Genomic DNA, 19,788 nt, shown 5'->3' on the forward strand with positions numbered 1-19,788 from the left:
ATTCCGGTTAATTGGAATAATGTTTGAATATGACGATCTCGTCCGCACGCGACATATTCAGCTGATATCGCGCCTTTTCGTCCAGCATGTCCTTGTCGAGCGAGCCGTCACTCAGCAGCGCCACCTGGCTTTCCAGATGTTCGCGCTTCGCCTTCAGGACGGCAAGCTCTCTTTCGCGCGCGACGCGCTGACGCTCGAACGTCTCCGTCGCCCGCAGGCCATAATCGCCATGGATGCAATGATAACCGAAATAGGAAAGGAAGGCGACCGTCATAGCCGGGATGACGAAGCGGCCGAGCTTTCTCTTCTTATGATGCTTTGTCCACATACACGCATGCTCTTGAACGCATTACCAATTCGTTCAGCATAACGCGCAGAGATTAACCGTTCATTGACCGTAACCGCCGGCAAGAAAAAACCCGCGCCGGTGAGGCGCGGGTCGAGCATTGCAAATCAGATCGGATCAGCCTTTGATGATCGAGCGGCCGGCATATTGGGCCTGGGGGCCTAGGCCCTCCTCGATGCGGATCAGCTGATTGTACTTGGCGAGACGGTCAGAACGCGACAGTGAGCCGGTCTTGATCTGGCCGCAGTTGGTGGCAACTGCGAGATCGGCAATGGTCGAATCTTCCGTTTCTCCGGAGCGGTGCGACATGACGGCGGTATAGGCTGCCTTATGCGCCGTGTTAACGGCATCAAGCGTTTCCGTCAGAGAGCCGATCTGGTTGACCTTGACGAGGATCGAGTTGGCGACGCCCATGCGGATGCCGTCGCGAAGGCGGGCCGAGTTGGTGACGAAGAGATCGTCGCCGACGAGCTGAGTCTTCTTGCCGATCAGATCGGTCAGCGCCTTCCAGCCCTCCCAGTCGTCTTCGGCCATGCCGTCTTCGATCGAGATGATCGGGTATTTGCCGGCGAGCTCGGCCAGATATTCGGCCATGGCGCCCGACTCGAGCGTGCGGCCTTCGCCCTCCAGAACATACTTGCCGTCCTTGAAGAATTCCGTCGAGGCGCAGTCGAGGCCGAGGCACATGTCGTCGCCCGGCTTGTAGCCGGCTTTCTCGATCGACTTCATGATGAAGTCGAGGGCTTCGGGCGCACTCTTCAGGCCGGGAGCGAAGCCGCCTTCGTCACCGACATTGGTGTTGTGGCCCTGCGCGGCAAGCTCCTTGCGGAGCGTATGGAAGACTTCCGAACCCATGCGCACGGCGTCGGCGATCGAATCGGCGCCGACCGGCAGGATCATGAATTCCTGGAAGTCGATCGGGTTGTCGGCATGAGCGCCGCCGTTGATGATGTTCATCATAGGCACCGGCAGGAGGCTGGCGGAAGCGCCGCCGACGTAACGGTAAAGCGGCAGGCCGGATGCCTGGGCCGCAGCCTTGGCGACGGCGAGCGAGACGCCGAGGATGGCGTTGGCGCCGAGGCGCGACTTGTTCGGCGTGCCATCGAGCTCGATCATGATGTTGTCGATCTGGATCTGATTTTCGGCGTCGATGCCGCCGATCGCGTCGAAGATCTCGGTGTTGGCGGCCTCGACCGCCTTTTCGACGCCCTTGCCGAGATAGCGCTTGCCGCCGTCGCGCAGCTCGACCGCCTCATGTGCGCCCGTCGAGGCGCCCGAGGGAACGGCCGCGCGGCCCATGCTGCCGTCTTCGAGATAGACGTCGACTTCGACGGTGGGGTTGCCACGGCTATCGAGGATCTCGCGGGCGATGATATCGGTGATTGCAGTCATGGGTTCTTCCTGCTCGGTGGGTGATAAGTCGTTCGAAGCCTGTCATAATCGAAGGCGTGCAAATTACAATGGCGCAATTTCCCGCCTTCGAGCGGGTATCGCATCGTGGCCTAAACCACGATCATGTCAGCCTGTTGAACGTTAGGCCTTGGCGATCGCATCGAAGGCAAGCAGCTTCTCAAGCAGTCGCGGCATGTCCTTGAGATAGACCATGTTCGGCCCGTCGGACGGTGCGTTGTCGGGATCCTGATGGGTTTCGACGAAGACGCCGGCAATTCCCGTCGCCACTGCCGCGCGCGCCAGCGTTTCCACGAACTCGCGCTGGCCGCCGGAGGAATCGCCCTGCCCGCCCGGCTGCGCCACGGAATGGGTGGCGTCAAAAATGACGGGAGCTCCCATCGCCGCCATGATCGGCAGCGAACGCATGTCGGAAACCAGCGTATTGTAGCCGAAGGAGGCACCGCGCTCGCACAAGAGCACATTCAGATTGCCGCTGGCGTTGAGCTTCTTCAGAACGTTCTTCATATCCCAAGGGGCGAGGAACTGGCCCTTCTTGACATTGACGGCGCGGCCGGTTCTGGCGGCGGCGATCAGAAGGTCCGTCTGACGGCAGAGGAAGGCCGGGATCTGCAGAACATCGACCACCTTGGCCACCTCGGCGCATTGCTCGGCCGTATGGACGTCGGTTATGACGGGAAAGCCGAATTCCTTCTTGAGGTCGGCAAAGACCTCCATGCCCTTTTCCAGGCCGATGCCGCGTTCAGCCGAGAGCGAGGTACGGTTCGCCTTGTCGAAGGAGCTCTTGTAGACGAGGCCAATGCCGAGCTTGCCGCAAAGCTCCTTCAGCGTGCCGGCGACCATGAAGGCGTGATCCCGGCTCTCCATTTGGCATGGACCGGCGATCAGCGACAAGCGGCCAGTATTGGAAAAAGTGACCTGGCCTTCGCCTTCGCCGATCCTGACTTCGGAATTCGTGTCGGTGCTCATCGTGTTTCCTCGAAGGCGAAGAGCGCACCCTGCCCGGGCGTGGGCTTCACCAGAATGCGATTGTTCTTGCGCGTGTGAATGTGATCCCGTTAGCACCCAAATGCGCTTCTGTCACGGCAAGATCGATGACGGTGAAGAGGATTGCCCGCCCCCGCAGGCCGCGATCGGCTGATGAGACAGCGGTCTCGAAATAGGCCTCCAGCCCTTCCGGCCGTCATCAAGCTGATCTTTGCATTTGATGCCGCGATATTCATGCCGAAACCGGTTTTCTCCACCGCCGCCTGCCCAATCGCGAGCCCGACGAAGGCGGCGAATGCCGCCGGGTCCGGTGCACAAAGTGCGATCTCGGCAATGCCGATCACGCCATTGGCGTGTCTCTCCAGCGCGGCGCGATCTGTAGGGAACGAAGTGATGCGCTGGCAAGTAAAGAGAAAGAAATCGGGGGCGCGCAAATCAGCTGCAAAGGCCAGCTTAAAGCTGCCGACGCTCTCCGAACCGTCCGGCATCCGCATCGGCCGGCTGAACTGCAACATCTCACCGGCGCTCGCGCCGTTGCTGACGAAGCGCTTATGATCGAGGTCGGCATCCTCGCTGAGGAAGGCCAGCGCAGAAAGTCCCTCCTCGCCGCAGCGGAAACGGAAGGCGCGATTGCGGGCGATGAAGACGTTGCCCTGGCGGGCCGCTGCTTCGCTCTCGTCGACACTCGCCACGCCAAGCGGCTCCAGATAGGTCTTGTCGGCGAAAAAGACGCAGGCATTCTCCGTTCCGAAGGGATGGCGCGCATCGGCGGCGACGGTGAAACCGAGCTTGCCGAGCCTCTCACGCGCCAGATCGATATTGACCACGGGCAGCACGACATGATCCAGCGGGTGCGACCTGGCGGAATGCGCGTTCATGAATATCCCTCCTGAAACCGGAAAGAGATGTGCGACAGCACCTCCCTCAATGCAAGACATGTGCGCCAATCCGGCAAATGAAAATAAAAATCTCAGCGAGTTGACGTGAACTTTTACGGAAATTTAGCTACTTGCGGAACACATATGGAACATATAGTGTCCGTTCTGGATTTGTTTCAATCACGGGGTCTAACGTCGATGCTCACGCGCAAACAACAGGAGCTTCTCCTTTTCATCCATGAGCGCATGAAGGAATCCGGCGTTCCTCCCTCTTTCGACGAAATGAAGGATGCCCTGGATCTCGCCTCGAAATCCGGCATTCACCGCCTGATCACGGCGCTTGAGGAACGCGGCTTCATTCGCCGCCTACCGAACCGCGCCCGGGCGCTCGAGGTGATCAAGCTTCCGGAGGCCTATAACCCCAGTCTTCAGCGTCGCGGTTTTTCGCCGAGCGTCATCGAGGGCAGCCTCGGTAAGCCCCAGCCGGTCGCCGCCCCCGCTGCGCCAAAGCCGGTCGCCGACAATGGCAACTCCGTCTCCGTGCCGGTCATGGGACGTATCGCCGCCGGCGTTCCGATCTCGGCGATCCAGAACAACACCCACGATATAGTCGTTCCTTCAGATATGCTCGGCTCCGGTGAGCACTATGCGCTGGAGGTTAAAGGCGATTCGATGATCGACGCCGGCATCTTCGACGGCGACACCGTGATCATTCGCAACGGCAGTACCGCCAGTCCCGGCGATATCGTCGTTGCCCTCGTCGATGACGAGGAAGCAACGCTGAAGCGTTTCCGCCGCAAGGGCGCCTCGATCGCGCTCGAGGCCGCCAACCCGGCTTATGAGACCCGCATCTTCGGGCCCGACCGCGTCAAGGTGCAGGGCAAGCTCGTCGGCCTCATCCGTCGCTATCACTGACGCCGGATGGGCTGGAATCGGTAAAACGATCATTGCGCCAATCATAGGCGCGATGGCGCATCCATGGTCGCGACAAGGCATCGAAGGCGGTGGTGACCTCCAGGCCGGCATCGGCGAAACGCAATTCGAGCGAGCCGGTCCTACGCAGCGTCTCGCCGGTGAAAAGCGTGCCACCTGAACGGCAGCTGTTGAAACGCAGACGGACCGAGGTCACGACGATATCGGCCGTATCGCAGGCCGGGCCGAGATAGGCGGCATTGTCGATAACGGTGACGATATGGCCATTGCCAAGTCTTGATGTGCACCAAGCCTTCTTGACGCAGGAAAAACGGTTTGCTTCACCGCCTGCTGCGGCTGCCCGCATCGCCGCACTCGCTTCGTTCTGCTGATCGCGGGAAAGCCTGACACGGCGGCCTTCTCCTTCCGGCGGGATGGCCGGACCATCCAGCATCTTCGGCGGATCATGTGTCGGCAGCACCAGCGCTCTCTGCCACTGGTCGAATATGAAATCCGGCGGGTTTTCACGGTTGGAAGCTATTGCCTCAGCCGCGACGACCGCAACCAGACTGCCATCCTCCGAAATCACCAGATCCGGCGGCCGGGGAACCGGCAGAAGCAGCACGATGAGCGTCGAGATGGCGATGATCGATGTGCCGACATGGCGCAGCCGAGTGCGCAGCAGCGTCAGCAGCAGAAAGCCTGCCACCGCCACTGCGAAATACCAGCCGGGCAAGCGGCCGATGCCGATATCACCGCCCCAGCCGGACACCGTCTTGGCAACCGCAATCACCAGATCGAGGCCGAATCCGACGACCTTCCAGAGCGGAGCGTCCAGACCGAAAGGCATGAGCAACATCGCCAACAATCCGGCCGGCATGACGATGAAGGAGATAATCGGCATCGTCGCAAGGTTTGCCGGCAGGCCGTAAGCCGTCAGGCGATGAAAATGCTCGATCGAAAACAATGCGGTGGAAAAGCCGCCGATCAGCGAGGTCAGGAAGACGCCGCCGAAGAAACCGGCGACGGCAACCACCGGCCTGATGATCGGCAGTTTCAGAAAAGCGTTTTCGCGGACACGCCTGTCCTTCCACAACTGATAGCCCGATACCAAGGCCAATGTGGCGGCAAAGGACATTTGAAAGCTCGGGCCCAATACTTCCGAAGGTGAAATGGCGATGATGATGAGCGCGGAGAGAACGACATTGCGCAGGCTAATCGACGGCCGGTCGAAGAAGACGGCAATCAGCATGATGGCCATCATGATAAAGGCGCGCTCGGCCGAAACCCCGAAACCGGAGATCAGGTAATAGGCGGTGACGGCGATGAGCGCGCCGGCAGCGGCGATCTTCTTTGTCGGATAGGCTTGGGCGATGCCGGGAAAGAGGCTGAGCAGCATCCGGAAGCCGACGAAGAAGATGCCAGCCGACAGCGCCATGTTGAGGCCCGAGATCGCGACGATATGGGCAAGGCCGGACTGGCGCAGCGCCTCTGTCGTCACGTGCGATATGGCGCGCCGTTCATCCGTCACCAGGGCAGCGGCAAAGGCGCCGGTATCACCGGGCAGGATCGATCTTATGCGGTCGCCGATGCTGCTGCGCAGCTGGTAGAGCCATTCGAGCAGGGCGTCCGCCGTCGACCTGGCCGCCTGCGGGCCTGCCTCCAAGTCGAGTTTCTCCGGCGCACCATAGAAGAAACCGTTGGCGCCGATGCCGTCGAAATAGGCACCGAAGGAAAAGTCGTTGAGCGCGGGAAGTGCGGGGCCTGCCGGCGGCGTCAGACGTGCCTTGCCGGTGATGACGTCGCCGATCTCGAAAGGCGCATCGGCGCCCCGGACGATCGCGGTGATGCGTCTCGGCGGCCGTTTCAGCTCCGGCGCCTCGGTGCCGGCGACGGCAAGAATGTAGCGCCAGCGCCCGCGCCCGTCGCCTTCCCGCCGTTCGACGCGGCCAGTCACCGTCGTCGTCACGGATGAATCGAGGATCACCGTTGAAGCCCGCCAGCTCTCGAACTGAGCTGAGAGCATGCCGCCGGCGAAAAGTGCCAGCGTCATGAAACTTGCGCGCAAGGCCGGCCGGCTGGGATCGGTGAGGAAAACCGCGGCCGCCGACACCAGCAGGCAGAGCAGCGATGCAACGAGGGGAAAATCCGATGCCGCAAGAAACCAGAAGGCCGAGCCGGCTCCGAGGAAGACCGGCGAGAACAGCAGCAGGCGTCCATGATCGGCCTCTTCGCCAAGCATGCAGGCCCCGGCACGGAGCGATTGCCCGGCGGTGGCCAGCAGCCGACGATGCAATGGGGTCTGCGACTGCGTCCTTGCCGATTGAGTCACCACCGCAGGCGCAGGAAAATCTGGCGGATCGGCAAGACCGACGCCCGCTTGCGGCCGCAATTCGGCTGTCATCGTTTCCTGCATGCCCCGCCCAAGATCACCCCGCCAGGCCCCAAGAATGCAACCTTCAAGCAAATCCGGCAAGGATAATCGATTGAAATACGAGGGAAAATCGTAAGCGGCAAAAGGCCAGTCGAATCATCGGCTTCCGCTATGCGTGCGGCTCATCGCTGCAGTGCCTAAAAGGTGATGCCGCAATGCACAAAATGCCATCACGGTAACTTGGCATTAGCGTCACGATCATATAGCTATCGGAAAGGACGCTTAACCCCTATGGCGCTTTTGTGGCGCCACCGACATTTCGGAGGACAGCATGACGGATCAAAGCGCTACAATAAAAATCGGTGACAAATCGGTTGACCTCGCCGTTAAAAGCGGCACGATCGGCCCGAGCGTCATCGACATCGGTGCCCTCTACAAGAACACCGCTTCCTTCACTTACGATCCGGGCTTCACCTCGACCGCATCCTGTGAATCGAAAATCACCTATATCGACGGTGACGAAGGTGTGCTGCTGCACCGCGGCTATCCGATCGAGCAGCTGGCCGAGCACGGCGACTTCCTCGAGGTCTGCTACCTCCTGCTCTACGGCGAACTGCCGACGGCCGCGCAGAAGAAGGACTTCGACTATCGCGTCACGCACCACACGATGGTGCATGAGCAGATGAGCCGCTTCTTCACCGGCTTCCGCCGCGATGCACATCCGATGGCCGTCATGTGCGGCTGCGTCGGCGCACTGTCGGCCTTCTATCACGACTCCACAGACATCACCGATCCGCACCAGCGCATGGTCGCCAGCCTGCGCATGATCGCCAAGATGCCGACGCTTGCCGCCATGGCATATAAATACCATATCGGTCAGCCCTTCGTTTACCCGAAGAACGACCTCGACTATGCGTCGAACTTCCTGCGCATGTGCTTTGCCGTCCCCTGCGAGGAATATGTGGTCAATCCGGTGCTTGCCCGCGCGATGGACCGCATCTTCATCCTGCATGCCGATCACGAACAGAACGCCTCGACCTCGACCGTCCGTCTCGCCGGTTCATCGGGCGCCAACCCGTTCGCCTGCATCGCCGCCGGCATCGCCTGCCTATGGGGCCCCGCGCACGGCGGCGCCAACGAAGCAGCGCTCAATATGCTGACGGAAATCGGCACGGTCGACCACATTCCGGAATATATCGCCCGCGCCAAGGACAAGAACGATCCGTTCCGCCTGATGGGCTTCGGTCACCGCGTCTACAAGAACTACGATCCGCGTGCCAAGATCATGCAGAAGACGACGCATGAAGTGCTCGGCGAACTCGGTATCAAGGACGATCCGTTGCTGGAAGTGGCGATGGAGCTGGAGCGCATCGCGCTCACCGACGAATATTTCATCGAGAAGAAGCTCTATCCAAACATCGACTTCTACTCCGGCATCACGCTGAAGGCGCTGGGCTTCCCCACCACCATGTTCACAGTGCTCTTCGCCCTTGCCCGCACCGTCGGCTGGATCGCGCAGTGGAACGAGATGATCGAGGATCCAGAACAGCGCATCGGCCGTCCGCGCCAGCTCTATGTCGGCGAACCCAAGCGCGACTACATCCCGGTTTCGAAGCGCTGATCGCTTCAGAGCTCAAAAAGAAACCCGGTCAGGAATGGCCGGGTTTTTTCTTTTCCAAAACGTCGAGAAGGATTTCGGCGGCCTGTTCGCCGGGCGGCTTTTCCGTCTGCATGCGCTGCCAGATGAGCTCGTAGCCTTCCTTCATGGCCTTCAGCTGATAGGTATCGGCCGACAGCCTTTCCATCCAGCGTGCAAGGCTTGCGCCGCGGACGACATCGTTCAGATATTCCGGCACGACCGGGTAATCGGCGATCAGATTCGGCAGCGCGCCGGTCCAGGTCTTGATGCCCGATGTCAGCATGCGCATGATCCAGTCGACCTTATAGGCGGAGACGACGGGAACGTCGGCAAGTGCGAGTTCGAGAATAACGGTTCCAGACGCCGCCATGGCTGCATCGGCCTCGGCAAAGGCTTTCCACTTTGCTTGCGCGCCGACGACGATCTCCGGCTTTACCGCCCAGCCCGCCGTCATTTCGCGGACGAGCGCTTGCCTGTGCATTATGGTCGGCAGAATGAAGCGTGTCGGCCCATTACGGGCGACGATTTCATTCGTGGCGACCTCGAAATAAGGCAGAAGCTTCTGGATCTCGGAGGAGCGCGAGCCGGGAAGGAGCAGGATCGGGCCGTTGCCTGGCTGCCTTCCCACGCGCAGGCGACGTGTCTCCAGCAGCGCTGGGTCGGCGACCAGACGATGCCCGACATATGTCGTCGCCGGCCCATTGAGGCGCTGCATGGCTGCCGGTTCAAAGGGCAGGACGGCAAGCACGTGATCGACATAGCGGAGCATGCGCGTGGCGCGATATTCCTTCCAGGCCCAGACGCTCGGACAGACATAATTGACAACAGGCAGATCGGGTAACGCGGTGCGCACGCGCTTGGCGACGCGATGGGTGAAATCGGGACTGTCGATAATGAGAAGGATATCCGGCTTTGCAGCGACGATCTCAGCCGTGGTGCGACGGATCAGGGCAAACAGCCTAGGCAGCCGGCTCAGCACCTGGGTGATGCCCATGATCGACAGCTCGGAAAAATCGAACAGGGATTTCAAACCTTCCGCCTGCAGCCCCTCGCCGCCAACGCCGACAAGCTCCACCGGTCCGCTGTGAATCCGCTTGAGCGCCGCGATGAGATCGGCCCCGAGCAGATCGCCCGACACTTCACCGGCAATGACGGCGATCTTCAGCGGCGCCCAGTTCATTCGACTCCCCATGACGGCAGACCGCGATCGATGCCGCAGACGAACAACCCAGCCTCGTCGGCGGCGCTGATGACCGCGGCCCGATCAAGCACCAGTGAGCGACCGGCTTCGATTGCGATGCCGGCAAGACCGGCTTTCGCAGCGTTCAGGATTGTCGCAACGCCGATCGCCGGCAGGTCGGCGCGAATATCCTGTTGCGGCTTGCAGAGCTTGACGAGCACGCCGCGGCGGCGCGGCGAGATCCGTCCGGCGGCCCTGAGGCCGGCGACACGGTCCAGCATCTCATCTGTGCCCTCAAGTCCTTCCAGCGCGACGACGCGCCCGCCGATGCTGACTGCGCCCTGCCCGACATCCAGCCGGCCAAGCGTCTCGGCGGCATCGGCGGCCTGGCTGATATCGTGCCAGTCTTCCTTGCCGGGCGCGGCGGCGCCAAGCGGGCCAACGGAAACGAGCAGGTCGGGGGCGATCTCGTGGGCGCCGACGACACGCCGGCCGTTCCCCTCGATCAACCGGATCACCATCTGCAGAACTGTATCGTCGCCGCCGGAGAGCAGTGTGCGAATGGCGGCCGGGACCTTCATCAGAATGCGGAACGTCGGGCGGACCTCGCGCCATTCCGGCCGGCGGCGCACGCTCCCCGACATCACAACACGTCCGATGCCGTATCGGATGAAGAGACCCTCAAGGGCGGCGAAATCGCCGATGCCGACAACGGCGTGATCATAGCCTTCCCAGCGTGGCTCGCTCTCGTCCTTCAGCGCGATGATTACGGGATCTTCGCCTGCCGCGCGCGCGGCTTCGGCGACATAGGAAGGCAGAAGGCCACCGCCGGCAATGATCGCCAGCCGGCCCGCAGCGGTGTCGCCTGTTAAAGCCACGGACTAGCCCTTCTGCCCCCGCGTCGGGGAGGACAGGGCGCGGTCGCTCTCGGCAGCAATGAAGTCGAGGATCTGCACAACCTGTTCGCAATCGGCATATTCCTCGCGGATCGCGGCGGCGTTTTCGCGCACGGAGCCCGTTCCTTCGAAAATCGCCTTGTAGGCCCGGCGCACCCGGTGGATGACGGCGCGGTCGATGCCGGCCCGTGTCATGCCGACGACGTTGAGGCCGCCCAGCAGACCGGGATTACCGTTCAGCATGCCATAGGGAATGACATCGTAACTCACCGCCGACAGGCCGCCGACGAAGGCGTGGCGGCCGACGCGGGTGAACTGGTGAACCGCCGAGCCGCCGCCCAGGATAACGCGATCCTCGATAACGACATGTCCGGCGAGCATGACGTTGTTCGACATGATCACATGGTTGCCGACCCGGCAGTCATGCGCGACGTGGGAGTTGGCAAGGAAAAGGTTGTTGTCACCAACGATCGTCTCACCGCCGAAATCGGCCGTGCCGGTGTTCATCGTGACACCTTCGCGGATTGTGCAATTTGCACCGACCGTCAGCGTCGTTTCCTCGCCGCCGTGGTGCACGCTCTGCGGATCACCGCCGACGACGGCCATTGGGAAGATGCGTGTGCCCTTGCCGATAACGGTGCGGCCGGTGACGATCGCATGCGCCAAGAGCTCGACATTCGCATGCAGGACGACATGCGGTCCGACATGGCAGAAAGGACCGATTTTGACGCCCTCACCGATCGTAGCCCCGTCTTCGACGACAGCCATCGGATGAATACGGGCGCTTTCGGCGATATTGCTCATGCCTGATCCTTACGAACGATCATCGCGCCGATGTCAGCTTCGGCGACAAGTGCGCCGTCGACCTTGGCGTCGCAATGGAATTTCCAGATATTGCCGCGTTGCTTGTTCTTCTTGACATGGAATTCGACGCGGTCGCCGGGCACGACCGGCTTGCGGAAGCGCGCATTCTCGATGGTCATGAAGTAGACGAGGTTGCCGGTCTGACCTTCTTTCTTGGCGCAGATGGCACCCGCCGTCTGCGCCATGCCCTCGATCAGCAAAACCCCGGGCATAATCGGCGCTTCCGGAAAATGGCCGGTGAAATGTGGTTCGTTCACAGTGACGTTCTTAATGCCGATCGCCGTGTTGTCGCCGTCGATCTCGATGATCTTGTCGACCATGAGAAAGGGATAGCGATGCGGCAGCAGCTTCATGATCTCGGTAATATCAGCCGAAGAAAGCGTCGTCGTGGCTTCCTCAGTCATTTTGCTTGCCTCCAGGGTTCCTCCCGCGCAACTTGGATTTCGATACCTGTTGCGCTGCCTCTCTCAGATAGTCTTTTAGCGGACGTGCAGGTACACCGCCATATTGTCCGCCCGCGGCAAGGTCGGTCATGATACCGCTTTTGGCAGCGATCTGCACGCCATCGCCGATCGTCACATGTCCTTTGATTCCCGCTTGGCCGCCGATCTGCACGCCATTGCCGATTTTCGTGCTGCCGGCGATGCCGACCTGCGAAACGATGGCGCAATGGCGGCCGATCTGGACGTTGTGGCCGATCTGGACCTGATTGTCGATCTTGGTTCCCTCGCCGATCACCGTGTCGTCCATGGCACCGCGGTCGATGGTCGTGTTGGCGCCGATCTCGACATTGTCCTGGATGATCACCCGGCCGATCTGAACGATCTTGATCATGCCGCGCGGACCCGGTGCATAACCAAAACCGTCCTGGCCGATCCGAACGCCGTTGTGGATGATGACGCCATTGCCGATCAGCGCACAGAGAATGCTCGCTCCAGCCGCAATCGAACAATCCCGCCCGATCTTGACATTCGGACCGATGACGCTATTCGCGCCGATGCGCGTTCCCGCCCCGATCTCGGCATGCGGACCGATAACGGCCAGCGGTTCGACGATCACGCCCTTTTCAAGTTTGGCGCTCGGATCAATCACCGCGCTCGGCGCAATCTCGCTTTCACCCGAAAGAGCGACAGGACGCAATGCTGCGGGATAGAACAAGCCTCCCGCCATTGCGAAGGCAGCATGCGGATTGGACGAGAAGATAACCGGGAGATGCGGAGGAACGAGATCGGCAAGCGCCTTGTCGCAGATTACCGCCGAGGCCTCGCATGTCGCAAACTCCTCGCGATTGCGGCGCGACAGGATATAGCAGACATCGCCCGCCCGCGCCCGGCTGATGGGCGCGACGGACTTGACGATAACATTGGCATGATCGGAATTGGCAAGTTCCGCCCCAAGAAACTCTGCCAGCTCAGCGAGCCTCAGACCTTCATGGGGCAGAAAAAAAACGTTTTGCTCCATCGGCAATGCTCCAGAACGGAATTGAGTGTTACAGTTCCGGACTGCCGATATCAGAATTGGTTGTTAATGCCAAACTTGAAGTTTTGCGTCTTGTCGAAGTCTTCCTTGAGGACCGGGATTGCGTAATCCAGACGCAATGCACCGAAAGGAGACTGCCAAACGACACCGACACCGACGGAAGCGCGCAGCGAGGCGTCTTCGCCCTCAATGCCGTCGCCCCTCAGGTCGACGTCGTTGCCGAACAAGGTGCCGGCGTCGGCGAAGACCGCGCCGCGCAGGTTGAAGTCGCGCGGGAAGCCCGGCATGGGGAAAGTCGCTTCAGCCGATGCGGTGAAGTATGTTGTACCGCCCAGCGGATCGTCGTTGTTGCCGGCAACGCGAGGGCCGATACCCTTGTTCTCGAAACCGCGAATGTCGCCATTTGTCAGCGTGAACTGGTCGAAGACGTTCAGGTGCTCACCGAAGCCGACGACATAACCCGCCGAAGCCGAAACCGAACCGATGATATCGGCATCGTCGGCGAGCAGGTGGTAGTAACGGGCCTTGCCGTAGATCTTGTAGAACTGCGAGTCGCCCCCGAGGCCGGCAATTTCCTGGGTCGCCGTAGCGTAGATGCCTTCGCGCGGCAGAACCGTGTCATCGAGCGTGTTGTAGGTCAGCGTCTGCGAGACGGAAGAACGTGTCCACGGGCTGTCCTCAACCAGGTGCTGATACGGAGCGGACAGATCGGAAAGATCGCTGTTGTCAGCGTCGTACTTCATCTGCTTGTAGTTATAGCGGAAGGTGGTCGCCAGATCTTCGGTGATCGGCGCCGTGACGCGCAGAACGACGCTGGTTTCCTCGTAGTCGTAATTGTCGTTGCTCGACGTTTCGCTGTGGTTGACGTCGAAGCCCGCCGCCAGGCGGTAGCCGAGGAAATAGGGTTCGGTGAAGCTGACGCCGTAGGCGCGCGAGCCTTCCTGGCCACCACCGGCCGAGATGCGGATGTACTGACCGCGGCCAAGGAAGTTCTTTTCTTCGATCGATGCTTCGAGCAGCAGACCGTCACCGCCGGCGGCATAACCCGCGCCGACACCAAACGAACCGGTCGACTGATCCTGCACGTCGACCACCACCACGACACGGTCCGGGGAGCTGCCCGGCTGCGTGGAGATATTGACGGAAGAGAAGTAACCGAGCGCCTCCAGACGACGCTTGGCCTTGGTGATCATCTGCTGATTGAAGGCGTCGCCTTCGCTCATGTCGAATTCGCGGCGGATGACATAGTCGCGCGTACGGCTGTTGCCGCGGATCTCGATGCGCTCGACATAGGCGCGCTCGCCCTGGTCGACGAGATACTCGACGCCGATCGTATTGTTGTTGAGGTCGCGGTTACCGCGCGGCGTGACGCGCGCAAAGGGGTAACCGGCGGAGGCCACCTGATCGGAAATCGCTTCGATCGACTTCTGAACTTCCTTGGCGCTGTAGAGGTGGCCTTCTTTCGTGCGCACCAACGGCAGCAGCTGATCCGAGCCGACGCCTTCAACGGTCGACTGCACGGTCACCGGACCAAAATTGTAGCGCTGGCCTTCTTCGATGTTGAAGGTGAGCGTGTATTTGTTGGTTGCCTCGTCAAAGCTGGCATCAGAAGAGACGATGCGCATGTCGGCATAGCCGCGATTGTAATAGAACTGGCGCAGCGCTTCTTCGTCGGCGTGGAGCTTGTCTTCGTTGTACACGTCCTTGCGGGTCAGGAACGAAAGGAAGTTCGAACGCTTGGTCTGGATGACGGCAGCAAGGCGGCCGGCGCTATAGGCGTTGTTGCCGACGAAATTGATCGCATCGATCTTGGTGCGGTCACCTTCGTTGATGACGAAAGCAAGGTTGACGCGGCCTTCGCCCAGCGGCACCACTTGCGTCGTCACCTCGACTTCGCTGCGGCCGGTGGCGGCATAGGCATCCTTGATCGCCTGGATGTCGGACTGAATCTGCGTGTCGCTGTAAGGACCGGCAGCATGCGTCTGGACGATCGTCGCGAGCTTGTCGTCCTTGATCTTGCGGTTGCCGTTGAAGACGACCTGATTGACGAGCTGAGCTTCCTGGACATTGACGACGAGCGTGCTGCCGGAAACCGAAATCTTCACATCGGAGAAGTAGCCCGTGCCGTAAAGCTGTTTGACTGAGTTATCGATATCAGTGTTCGAGAAACTCTTGCCGGGCGTGATGGTGAGGTTCGACCTGACGGCTTCCGCGCCGACGCGGCTTGCGCCACGCACATCGATGCGCTGGATGACCGCGGCCTCGGCGGCCGTAGCGGAAACGAACGTCAAAGCACCTGCGCCCGAAGCAACAACACTAGCAGACAGCGCAACCGCCGATACTGCGTTCAAAAACTTTGAACCAGCCTTCATTTCACCTATTACCTTTTTTCCCTCGTCCCCGTCCCCGGGAGAACCCGATTCCGGTCACGTGTGTCGTTTTACCCGCTTTTGACATACAAGCAAGGGAGGGCGTTAATTTCTGTTTACTTCATTTCCAAGCGTGACCCATTCGCCACTACAGCCTTGAAACATCGTAAATAAATAGTAATTCCCTTGCCTTACGCGTTTACCCTCAGCTCAGGGTGATGTCGTTCCAGGTCGTGAAAACCATCAATGTCAATATCATTGCCAGGCCTATACGAAATGCAATTTCCTGGGCCTTGGCACCCAGCGGTTTTCCTCTGACCGCCTCCACCGCATAGAACATCAGGTGGCCCCCATCAAGTACCGGAACCGGCATCAGGTTAAGCAATCCTATCGAAACCGACAGCACCGCAGCAAGCTGCAACACTGCCCCTACGCCAAGCTTCGCCATCTGGCCGGTAGCCTGCGCCACACGGATCGGCCCGCCCAGTTGATCGGCCCGCATCGATCCGCTGAAGATGTTGCCGATATATTTGAAGGTGTCCGTGACAATTTGCCCGCTGGCGATTACGCCCTCACGCAGCGCCTGGAGCGGCGTGTAGGTCTGCAGCCGGAAATTGCCGGAGCTCTTGTCGGTGGCGATGCCGATCTGACCGACTTCCATCTTGTTGCCGAACTGATCGGTCTGTTCGACGCGCTGCGGCACCATCGGCACATCGAGCTTCTGGCCGCCGCGCTCGACTGTGACGACAATCCTTTGGCCGGGGCGCATGCCGACATAGCGGCGCACATCTTCAAACGTCTCGACCTTGCCGCCATCGATGGCAACCAGGAGGTCGCCGGGAAGGATACCGGCGGCGGCCGCCGAGCTCTCCGGCTTGACCTCGGCAACGACCGGGTCGGCGATCATGCGGCCATAGACGGTGAAGAGAACAGCAAAGATGGCGATCGCCAGCAGAAAATTGGCGATCGGACCGGCTGCGACGGTCGCGGCACGTTTCCACAGCTTGGCTCCGGCGAAGGAGCGCGCCCTCTCCTCTTCGGACATGGCGGCAAGCTTGTCGCTGTCCGGTTTGCTCGACGCATCCTCGTCGCCGAAGAAGCGGACGTAACCGCCAAGCGGGATTACGGAGATCTTCCAGCGGGTTCCATGGCGGTCGGTGAAGCCGAATAGTTCGGGACCAAAGCCGACCGAAAAGGCAAGAATACGAATGCCGCTCCAGCGCCCGACAAGGTAATGGCCCATCTCATGCACGAAGACGAGCAGCGAGAGCACCAGGATGAAGGTGACGATGTTCCCCATCACAAATGCGTATATGCCGGTCATCACGTCCATGGTTCCTTCCGTCGGGCTGCCGCGTCATCAGAGGCCGAACAATGCCGCTCCGAGCGACGCCATGCCAGCTCCCTTTATCTGTGAAAATGATACAGCAAGCAAGAACGCCGCAAAACAGGCGAAAATCAGTCCGTCGACGCGGTCCATGACGCCGCCATGGCCCGGGATGAGATGGCTCGAATCCTTGACGCCGAATTTGCGCTTAATGAAGGATTCGAAAAGATCGCCCGACTGGCTGCAAATCGACAGGACGAGCGCCACGCCGGCGGCGGCGACTTCGGCGCCCGGAACGAGGAAATGGGAGAGAAGAACGCCGGCTGCGACCGCAGAAACGGCGCCGCCGATTGCACCAGACCATGTCTTTCCCGGCGAGATCGACGGGGCAAGCTTCGGTCCGCGGAGCGCCCTGCCGACGAAATAGGCGAGGATATCGGTCGCCCAGACGACGGCAAAGACGAAAAGCATGGCGTAAAGACCGGGCTGGTCGTTGCTTCTGATTGCGGCGAGCGCCAGGCCGGTGGCGCCGGCATAGAAGAGGCCGACCGGGAGCCACCGGCTCGTGCCGTGCAGGATGATCAGGGCGATGCCGACGGCCGTGACGCCGGCCAGCATGCCGGCGGCGAATTCGAAATTTCCGACAAGCACGAGGAAGGCGACCGCCGCTTCGCCGATCCAGCCGACCACATTGGCGACCCAATCACGCGCAATGCCGGTTATCTTAGACCATTCATAGTAGATCAGCAGGCCGATCACCACAGCCAGGGTGCGAAAGGCAGCGCCGCCATACCAGGTGGCGACAAGAACGCTGACCGCCAGAATCAATCCTGAAACGATGCGGAGCTTCAATTCCCTCTGCATCAGGTGCCGACCGCGGCTGCCTGCGATGACAGGCCGCCGAAGCGCCGGTCACGGGAGGCGAATTTTTCCAGCGCCGAGCGGAAAATCTCCGGGCTGAAATCGGGCCAATATTCCGGGACGAAGATGAATTCGGAATAGGCGGCCTGCCAAAGCAGAAAGTTGGAAAGCCGTTCCTCGCCGCTGGTGCGGATGATGAGATCCGGATCCGGGATGCCGGCCGTGTCGAGGCGTCCGTTGATCAGTGCGGGAGTGATGTCCTGTGCCCGCAGGTGGCCGGACTCGACGTCCCTCGCCAGACTCACGACGGCGCGAGAAATTTCATCGCGCGAGCCGTAATTAAAGGCGATGACCAGCGTCAGCGCCGTGTTGTCCCTGGTGGTCTCCTCCGCCTCAAGCAGCAGGCTGAGAATGTCGCTGCGCAGGCTGTGGCGGTCGCCGATAACCTTGATGCGCACATTCTGGCGATGAAGCTCGGCCAGGTCGCGACGAATGAAAGCCTTGAGCAGACCGAGCAGATCGGAAACCTCGGCCTCGGGCCGGCGCCAGTTCTCCGAGGAGAAGGCGAAGAGGGTGAGATATTTTATGCCGGCCGCGCCGGCGGCGCGGACTGTCTCGCGTACCGCCTCTACGCCCTTGCGATGGCCCATCGTGCGCGGCAAGCCGCGCTGCTTGGCCCAACGGCCATTGCCGTCCATGATGATGGCAACATGCTCTGGCACAGTCACAAATACAGATTCCGACATTTCCCGTCCGGTCTTTCCAGGCAAAGGCACAGGTCCACTAGACCTGCATGATTTCCTTTTCCTTCTCGCCAAGCAAGCGGTCGATTTCGGAAATCGTCTCGTCCGTCATCTTCTGTACGCGTTCGGATTGCGCACGGCTCTCGTCCTGGCCGATTACACCGTCCTTTTCGGCTTTCTTGAGGCCGTCCATGCCGTCACGGCGGACATGGCGAATCGCGACCTTGCCCTTTTCGGCATAGTCGTGCGCCACCTTGACGAGCGACTTGCGGCGCTCCTCGTTCAATTCCGGCAGCGGAATACGCAGGCTCTGACCGTCGACGATCGGGTTAAGGCCGAGATTGGATTCGCGGATGCCGCGTTCGACGGCGCTGACCATCGACTTGTCCCAGACGGAAACCGTCAGCATGCGCGGCTCGGGCACGGTGATGTTGGCCACCTGGTTCAAGGGCACGCGCGAACCATAGGCCTCGATCGTTACCGGATCGAGGATGTTGGCCGAAGCACGGCCGGTGCGCAGCGATGCAATGTCGCTCTTGAATGCGGAGACCGCGCCGTCCATCCGGCGCTTCAGTTCCTTGATATCGATACCTTCACTCATGTCGATGCTCCCGTTTAGAGCGATGCCGATAAGTCAGCGGCTTTCGGACATCTCATGCTCTAATTCTTTAATGTAGAACATGTTTCAGATTTCAGGCCAACCGGACCTAAAGCTCGATCATGTTCTAGCGAGGGCTACGCCGAAACCGCGGCGCGGCTTGTATCAGTTGTCGGAGACGATGGTCTTGAGGCCACCGCCCGTCAAGATTTCAGCAAAACCACCCTTCTCGTGGATCGAGAAGACGATGATCGGAATGGAATTTTCCCTGGCGAGCGCCACCGCAGCAACGTCCATCACCGCAAGCCCCCTGTCCAGCACTTCCTGGTGCGTCAGGCGGTCGAAGCGGGTCGCATCGGGGTATTTTTTTGGGTCGGCGGTGTAGATGCCGTCCACCTGCGTGCCCTTGAAGATCGCTTGAGCGCCCATTTCGGCAGCACGCAGTGCGGCGGCGGAATCGGTGGTGAAGAAGGGATTGCCGGTGCCGCCGGCAAAGATCACCACGCGTCCCATCGACAGATGATAAAGGGTCGCTCGTTGCGAGAAGCTCTCGCAGATCTCCGGCATGGAGATGGCCGAAAGCACCACCGTATCGATGTTCAGCTTGCGCAGCGAGGTTGCCAGCGCCAGCGCGTTGATGATGGTGCCGAGCATGCCCATATGGTCGCCGGTCACCCGGTCGCCGCCTTTGGATGCGACTGCGACACCCCGGAAGATATTGCCGCCACCGACGACGACGCCGACTTCCACGCCCATGTGCCTTGCCTCGGCAATATCGGATGCAATGCGGTCCGCCACCGTGACATCGATCCCGAAACCCTGGGCACCCATGAGCGCTTCGCCGGAAGCCTTGAGTAGAACGCGTTTATAGACAGGCTCTAAAGACATCTTGGCCCCTCGTAAATTGCCGTGAATGCCCGATACA

17 protein-coding genes and 1 pseudogene are annotated in these 19,788 nt (G+C 60.6%); 2 read left to right on the forward strand and 16 right to left on the reverse strand.

Annotation, left to right across the window (positions count from 1 at the left end; genetic code table 11):
* Positions 1 to 7: 7 nt before the first annotated feature.
* The 4 genes and pseudogenes from CO660_RS10145 to CO660_RS10160 all read right to left on the reverse strand — a co-directional run bounded on the left by CO660_RS10145 (position 8) and on the right by CO660_RS10160 (position 3,621).
* Positions 8 to 328 (reverse strand): septum formation initiator family protein, encoded by a 321-nt coding sequence (locus CO660_RS10145; protein ID WP_085778060.1) that lies wholly within the window; start codon positions 326 to 328, stop codon positions 8 to 10.
* Positions 329 to 463: 135 nt separating this feature from the next.
* Positions 464 to 1,738: a phosphopyruvate hydratase gene (eno, locus tag CO660_RS10150; RefSeq protein ID WP_097598589.1), complete on the reverse strand. Its 1,275-nt coding sequence runs from the start codon at positions 1,736 to 1,738 to the stop codon at positions 464 to 466.
* 141 nt (positions 1,739 to 1,879) lie between these two features.
* Complete coding sequence (gene kdsA / locus CO660_RS10155) at positions 1,880 to 2,725, reverse strand: 3-deoxy-8-phosphooctulonate synthase (RefSeq protein ID WP_097598590.1); 846 nt, start codon at positions 2,723 to 2,725, stop codon at positions 1,880 to 1,882.
* Positions 2,722 to 3,621, reverse strand: a pseudogene (locus tag CO660_RS10160) (VOC family protein). The gene kdsA and the pseudogene CO660_RS10160 overlap by 4 nt, the downstream one beginning before the upstream one ends.
* A gap of 198 nt (positions 3,622 to 3,819) precedes the next feature.
* On the opposite strand from CO660_RS10160, the gene lexA reads away from it, so the two are divergent.
* Entirely contained in the window at positions 3,820 to 4,536 is a 717-nt protein-coding gene (gene lexA / locus CO660_RS10165; RefSeq protein ID WP_085780060.1) for a transcriptional repressor LexA, read from the forward strand.
* On the opposite strand, the gene CO660_RS10170 is transcribed toward lexA, so the two are convergent.
* Positions 4,517 to 6,949: a ComEC/Rec2 family competence protein gene (locus CO660_RS10170; RefSeq protein WP_097598591.1), complete on the reverse strand. Its 2,433-nt coding sequence runs from the start codon at positions 6,947 to 6,949 to the stop codon at positions 4,517 to 4,519. The two genes, lexA and CO660_RS10170, sit on opposite strands and share 20 nt — an antisense overlap.
* 289 nt (positions 6,950 to 7,238) lie before the next feature.
* Here CO660_RS10170 and gltA point away from each other — a divergent pair, with 289 nt between their 5' ends.
* Positions 7,239 to 8,528 carry a citrate synthase gene (gene gltA / locus CO660_RS10175; RefSeq protein WP_004678636.1) on the forward strand — a complete coding sequence of 430 codons (1,290 nt, stop codon included), beginning with the start codon at positions 7,239 to 7,241 and terminating at the stop codon, positions 8,526 to 8,528.
* Positions 8,529 to 8,556: 28 nt separating this feature from the next.
* Here the strand turns inward: gltA and lpxB are convergent, their stop codons facing one another.
* From lpxB to pyrH, 11 genes are all read right to left on the reverse strand, one after another.
* Positions 8,557 to 9,726, reverse strand: a complete 1,170-nt coding sequence (gene lpxB, locus CO660_RS10180; RefSeq protein WP_097598592.1) for a lipid-A-disaccharide synthase — start codon at positions 9,724 to 9,726, stop codon at positions 8,557 to 8,559.
* Positions 9,723 to 10,604, reverse strand: a complete 882-nt coding sequence (locus CO660_RS10185) for an LpxI family protein (protein WP_097598593.1) — start codon at positions 10,602 to 10,604, stop codon at positions 9,723 to 9,725. Before CO660_RS10185 ends, lpxB begins: the two co-directional genes overlap by 4 nt.
* Positions 10,605 to 10,607: 3 nt before the next feature.
* Entirely contained in the window at positions 10,608 to 11,426 is an 819-nt protein-coding gene (gene lpxA, locus CO660_RS10190) for an acyl-ACP--UDP-N-acetylglucosamine O-acyltransferase (protein WP_085778053.1), read from the reverse strand.
* A complete protein-coding gene (gene fabZ, locus CO660_RS10195; protein WP_011425200.1) occupies positions 11,423 to 11,890 on the reverse strand; it encodes a 3-hydroxyacyl-ACP dehydratase FabZ in 468 nt (155 codons plus the stop codon). Before fabZ ends, lpxA begins: the two co-directional genes overlap by 4 nt.
* Positions 11,883 to 12,947 (reverse strand): UDP-3-O-(3-hydroxymyristoyl)glucosamine N-acyltransferase, encoded by a 1,065-nt coding sequence (lpxD, locus tag CO660_RS10200; RefSeq protein WP_097598594.1) that lies wholly within the window; start codon positions 12,945 to 12,947, stop codon positions 11,883 to 11,885. The genes fabZ and lpxD overlap by 8 nt, the downstream gene beginning before the upstream one ends.
* A 50-nt stretch (positions 12,948 to 12,997) precedes the next feature.
* Positions 12,998 to 15,337 (reverse strand): outer membrane protein assembly factor BamA, encoded by a 2,340-nt coding sequence (gene bamA / locus CO660_RS10205; protein ID WP_085778051.1) that lies wholly within the window; start codon positions 15,335 to 15,337, stop codon positions 12,998 to 13,000.
* A gap of 202 nt (positions 15,338 to 15,539) precedes the next feature.
* Entirely contained in the window at positions 15,540 to 16,667 is a 1,128-nt protein-coding gene (rseP, locus tag CO660_RS10210) for an RIP metalloprotease RseP (protein WP_097598595.1), read from the reverse strand.
* Positions 16,668 to 16,694: 27 nt separating this feature from the next.
* Positions 16,695 to 17,525 (reverse strand): phosphatidate cytidylyltransferase, encoded by an 831-nt coding sequence (locus tag CO660_RS10215; RefSeq protein WP_097598596.1) that lies wholly within the window; start codon positions 17,523 to 17,525, stop codon positions 16,695 to 16,697.
* Positions 17,525 to 18,268: an isoprenyl transferase gene (locus CO660_RS10220; protein ID WP_097598597.1), complete on the reverse strand. Its 744-nt coding sequence runs from the start codon at positions 18,266 to 18,268 to the stop codon at positions 17,525 to 17,527. Before CO660_RS10220 ends, CO660_RS10215 begins: the two co-directional genes overlap by 1 nt.
* A gap of 37 nt (positions 18,269 to 18,305) precedes the next feature.
* Positions 18,306 to 18,866 carry a ribosome recycling factor gene (gene frr / locus CO660_RS10225; protein ID WP_097598598.1) on the reverse strand — a complete coding sequence of 187 codons (561 nt, stop codon included), beginning with the start codon at positions 18,864 to 18,866 and terminating at the stop codon, positions 18,306 to 18,308.
* Between the two features lie 162 nt (positions 18,867 to 19,028).
* A complete protein-coding gene (gene pyrH / locus CO660_RS10230) occupies positions 19,029 to 19,751 on the reverse strand; it encodes a UMP kinase (RefSeq protein ID WP_011425194.1) in 723 nt (240 codons plus the stop codon).
* Positions 19,752 to 19,788: the final 37 nt, after the last annotated feature.

The sequence above is a fragment of the Rhizobium sp. L9 genome, assembly GCF_002531885.1.
Lineage (GTDB): Bacteria > Pseudomonadota > Alphaproteobacteria > Rhizobiales > Rhizobiaceae > Rhizobium.

Coding starts and splice junctions, on each gene's coding strand:
- CO660_RS10215 (WP_097598596.1), bottom strand. CDS start 17,525: ATGCAGAGGGAATTGAAGCTCCGCATCGTTTCAGGATTGATTCTGGCG.
- lpxB (WP_097598592.1), bottom strand. CDS start 9,726: ATGAACTGGGCGCCGCTGAAGATCGCCGTCATTGCCGGTGAAGTGTCG.
- gltA (WP_004678636.1), top strand. CDS start 7,239: ATGACGGATCAAAGCGCTACAATAAAAATCGGTGACAAATCGGTTGAC.
- CO660_RS10145 (WP_085778060.1), bottom strand. CDS start 328: ATGTGGACAAAGCATCATAAGAAGAGAAAGCTCGGCCGCTTCGTCATC.
- CO660_RS10170 (WP_097598591.1), bottom strand. CDS start 6,949: ATGCAGGAAACGATGACAGCCGAATTGCGGCCGCAAGCGGGCGTCGGT.
- CO660_RS10220 (WP_097598597.1), bottom strand. CDS start 18,268: ATGTCGGAATCTGTATTTGTGACTGTGCCAGAGCATGTTGCCATCATC.
- kdsA (WP_097598590.1), bottom strand. CDS start 2,725: ATGAGCACCGACACGAATTCCGAAGTCAGGATCGGCGAAGGCGAAGGC.
- bamA (WP_085778051.1), bottom strand. CDS start 15,337: ATGAAGGCTGGTTCAAAGTTTTTGAACGCAGTATCGGCGGTTGCGCTG.
- lexA (WP_085780060.1), top strand. CDS start 3,820: ATGCTCACGCGCAAACAACAGGAGCTTCTCCTTTTCATCCATGAGCGC.
- frr (WP_097598598.1), bottom strand. CDS start 18,866: ATGAGTGAAGGTATCGATATCAAGGAACTGAAGCGCCGGATGGACGGC.
- fabZ (WP_011425200.1), bottom strand. CDS start 11,890: ATGACTGAGGAAGCCACGACGACGCTTTCTTCGGCTGATATTACCGAG.
- rseP (WP_097598595.1), bottom strand. CDS start 16,667: ATGGACGTGATGACCGGCATATACGCATTTGTGATGGGGAACATCGTC.
- lpxD (WP_097598594.1), bottom strand. CDS start 12,947: ATGGAGCAAAACGTTTTTTTTCTGCCCCATGAAGGTCTGAGGCTCGCT.
- lpxA (WP_085778053.1), bottom strand. CDS start 11,426: ATGAGCAATATCGCCGAAAGCGCCCGTATTCATCCGATGGCTGTCGTC.
- eno (WP_097598589.1), bottom strand. CDS start 1,738: ATGACTGCAATCACCGATATCATCGCCCGCGAGATCCTCGATAGCCGT.
- pyrH (WP_011425194.1), bottom strand. CDS start 19,751: ATGTCTTTAGAGCCTGTCTATAAACGCGTTCTACTCAAGGCTTCCGGC.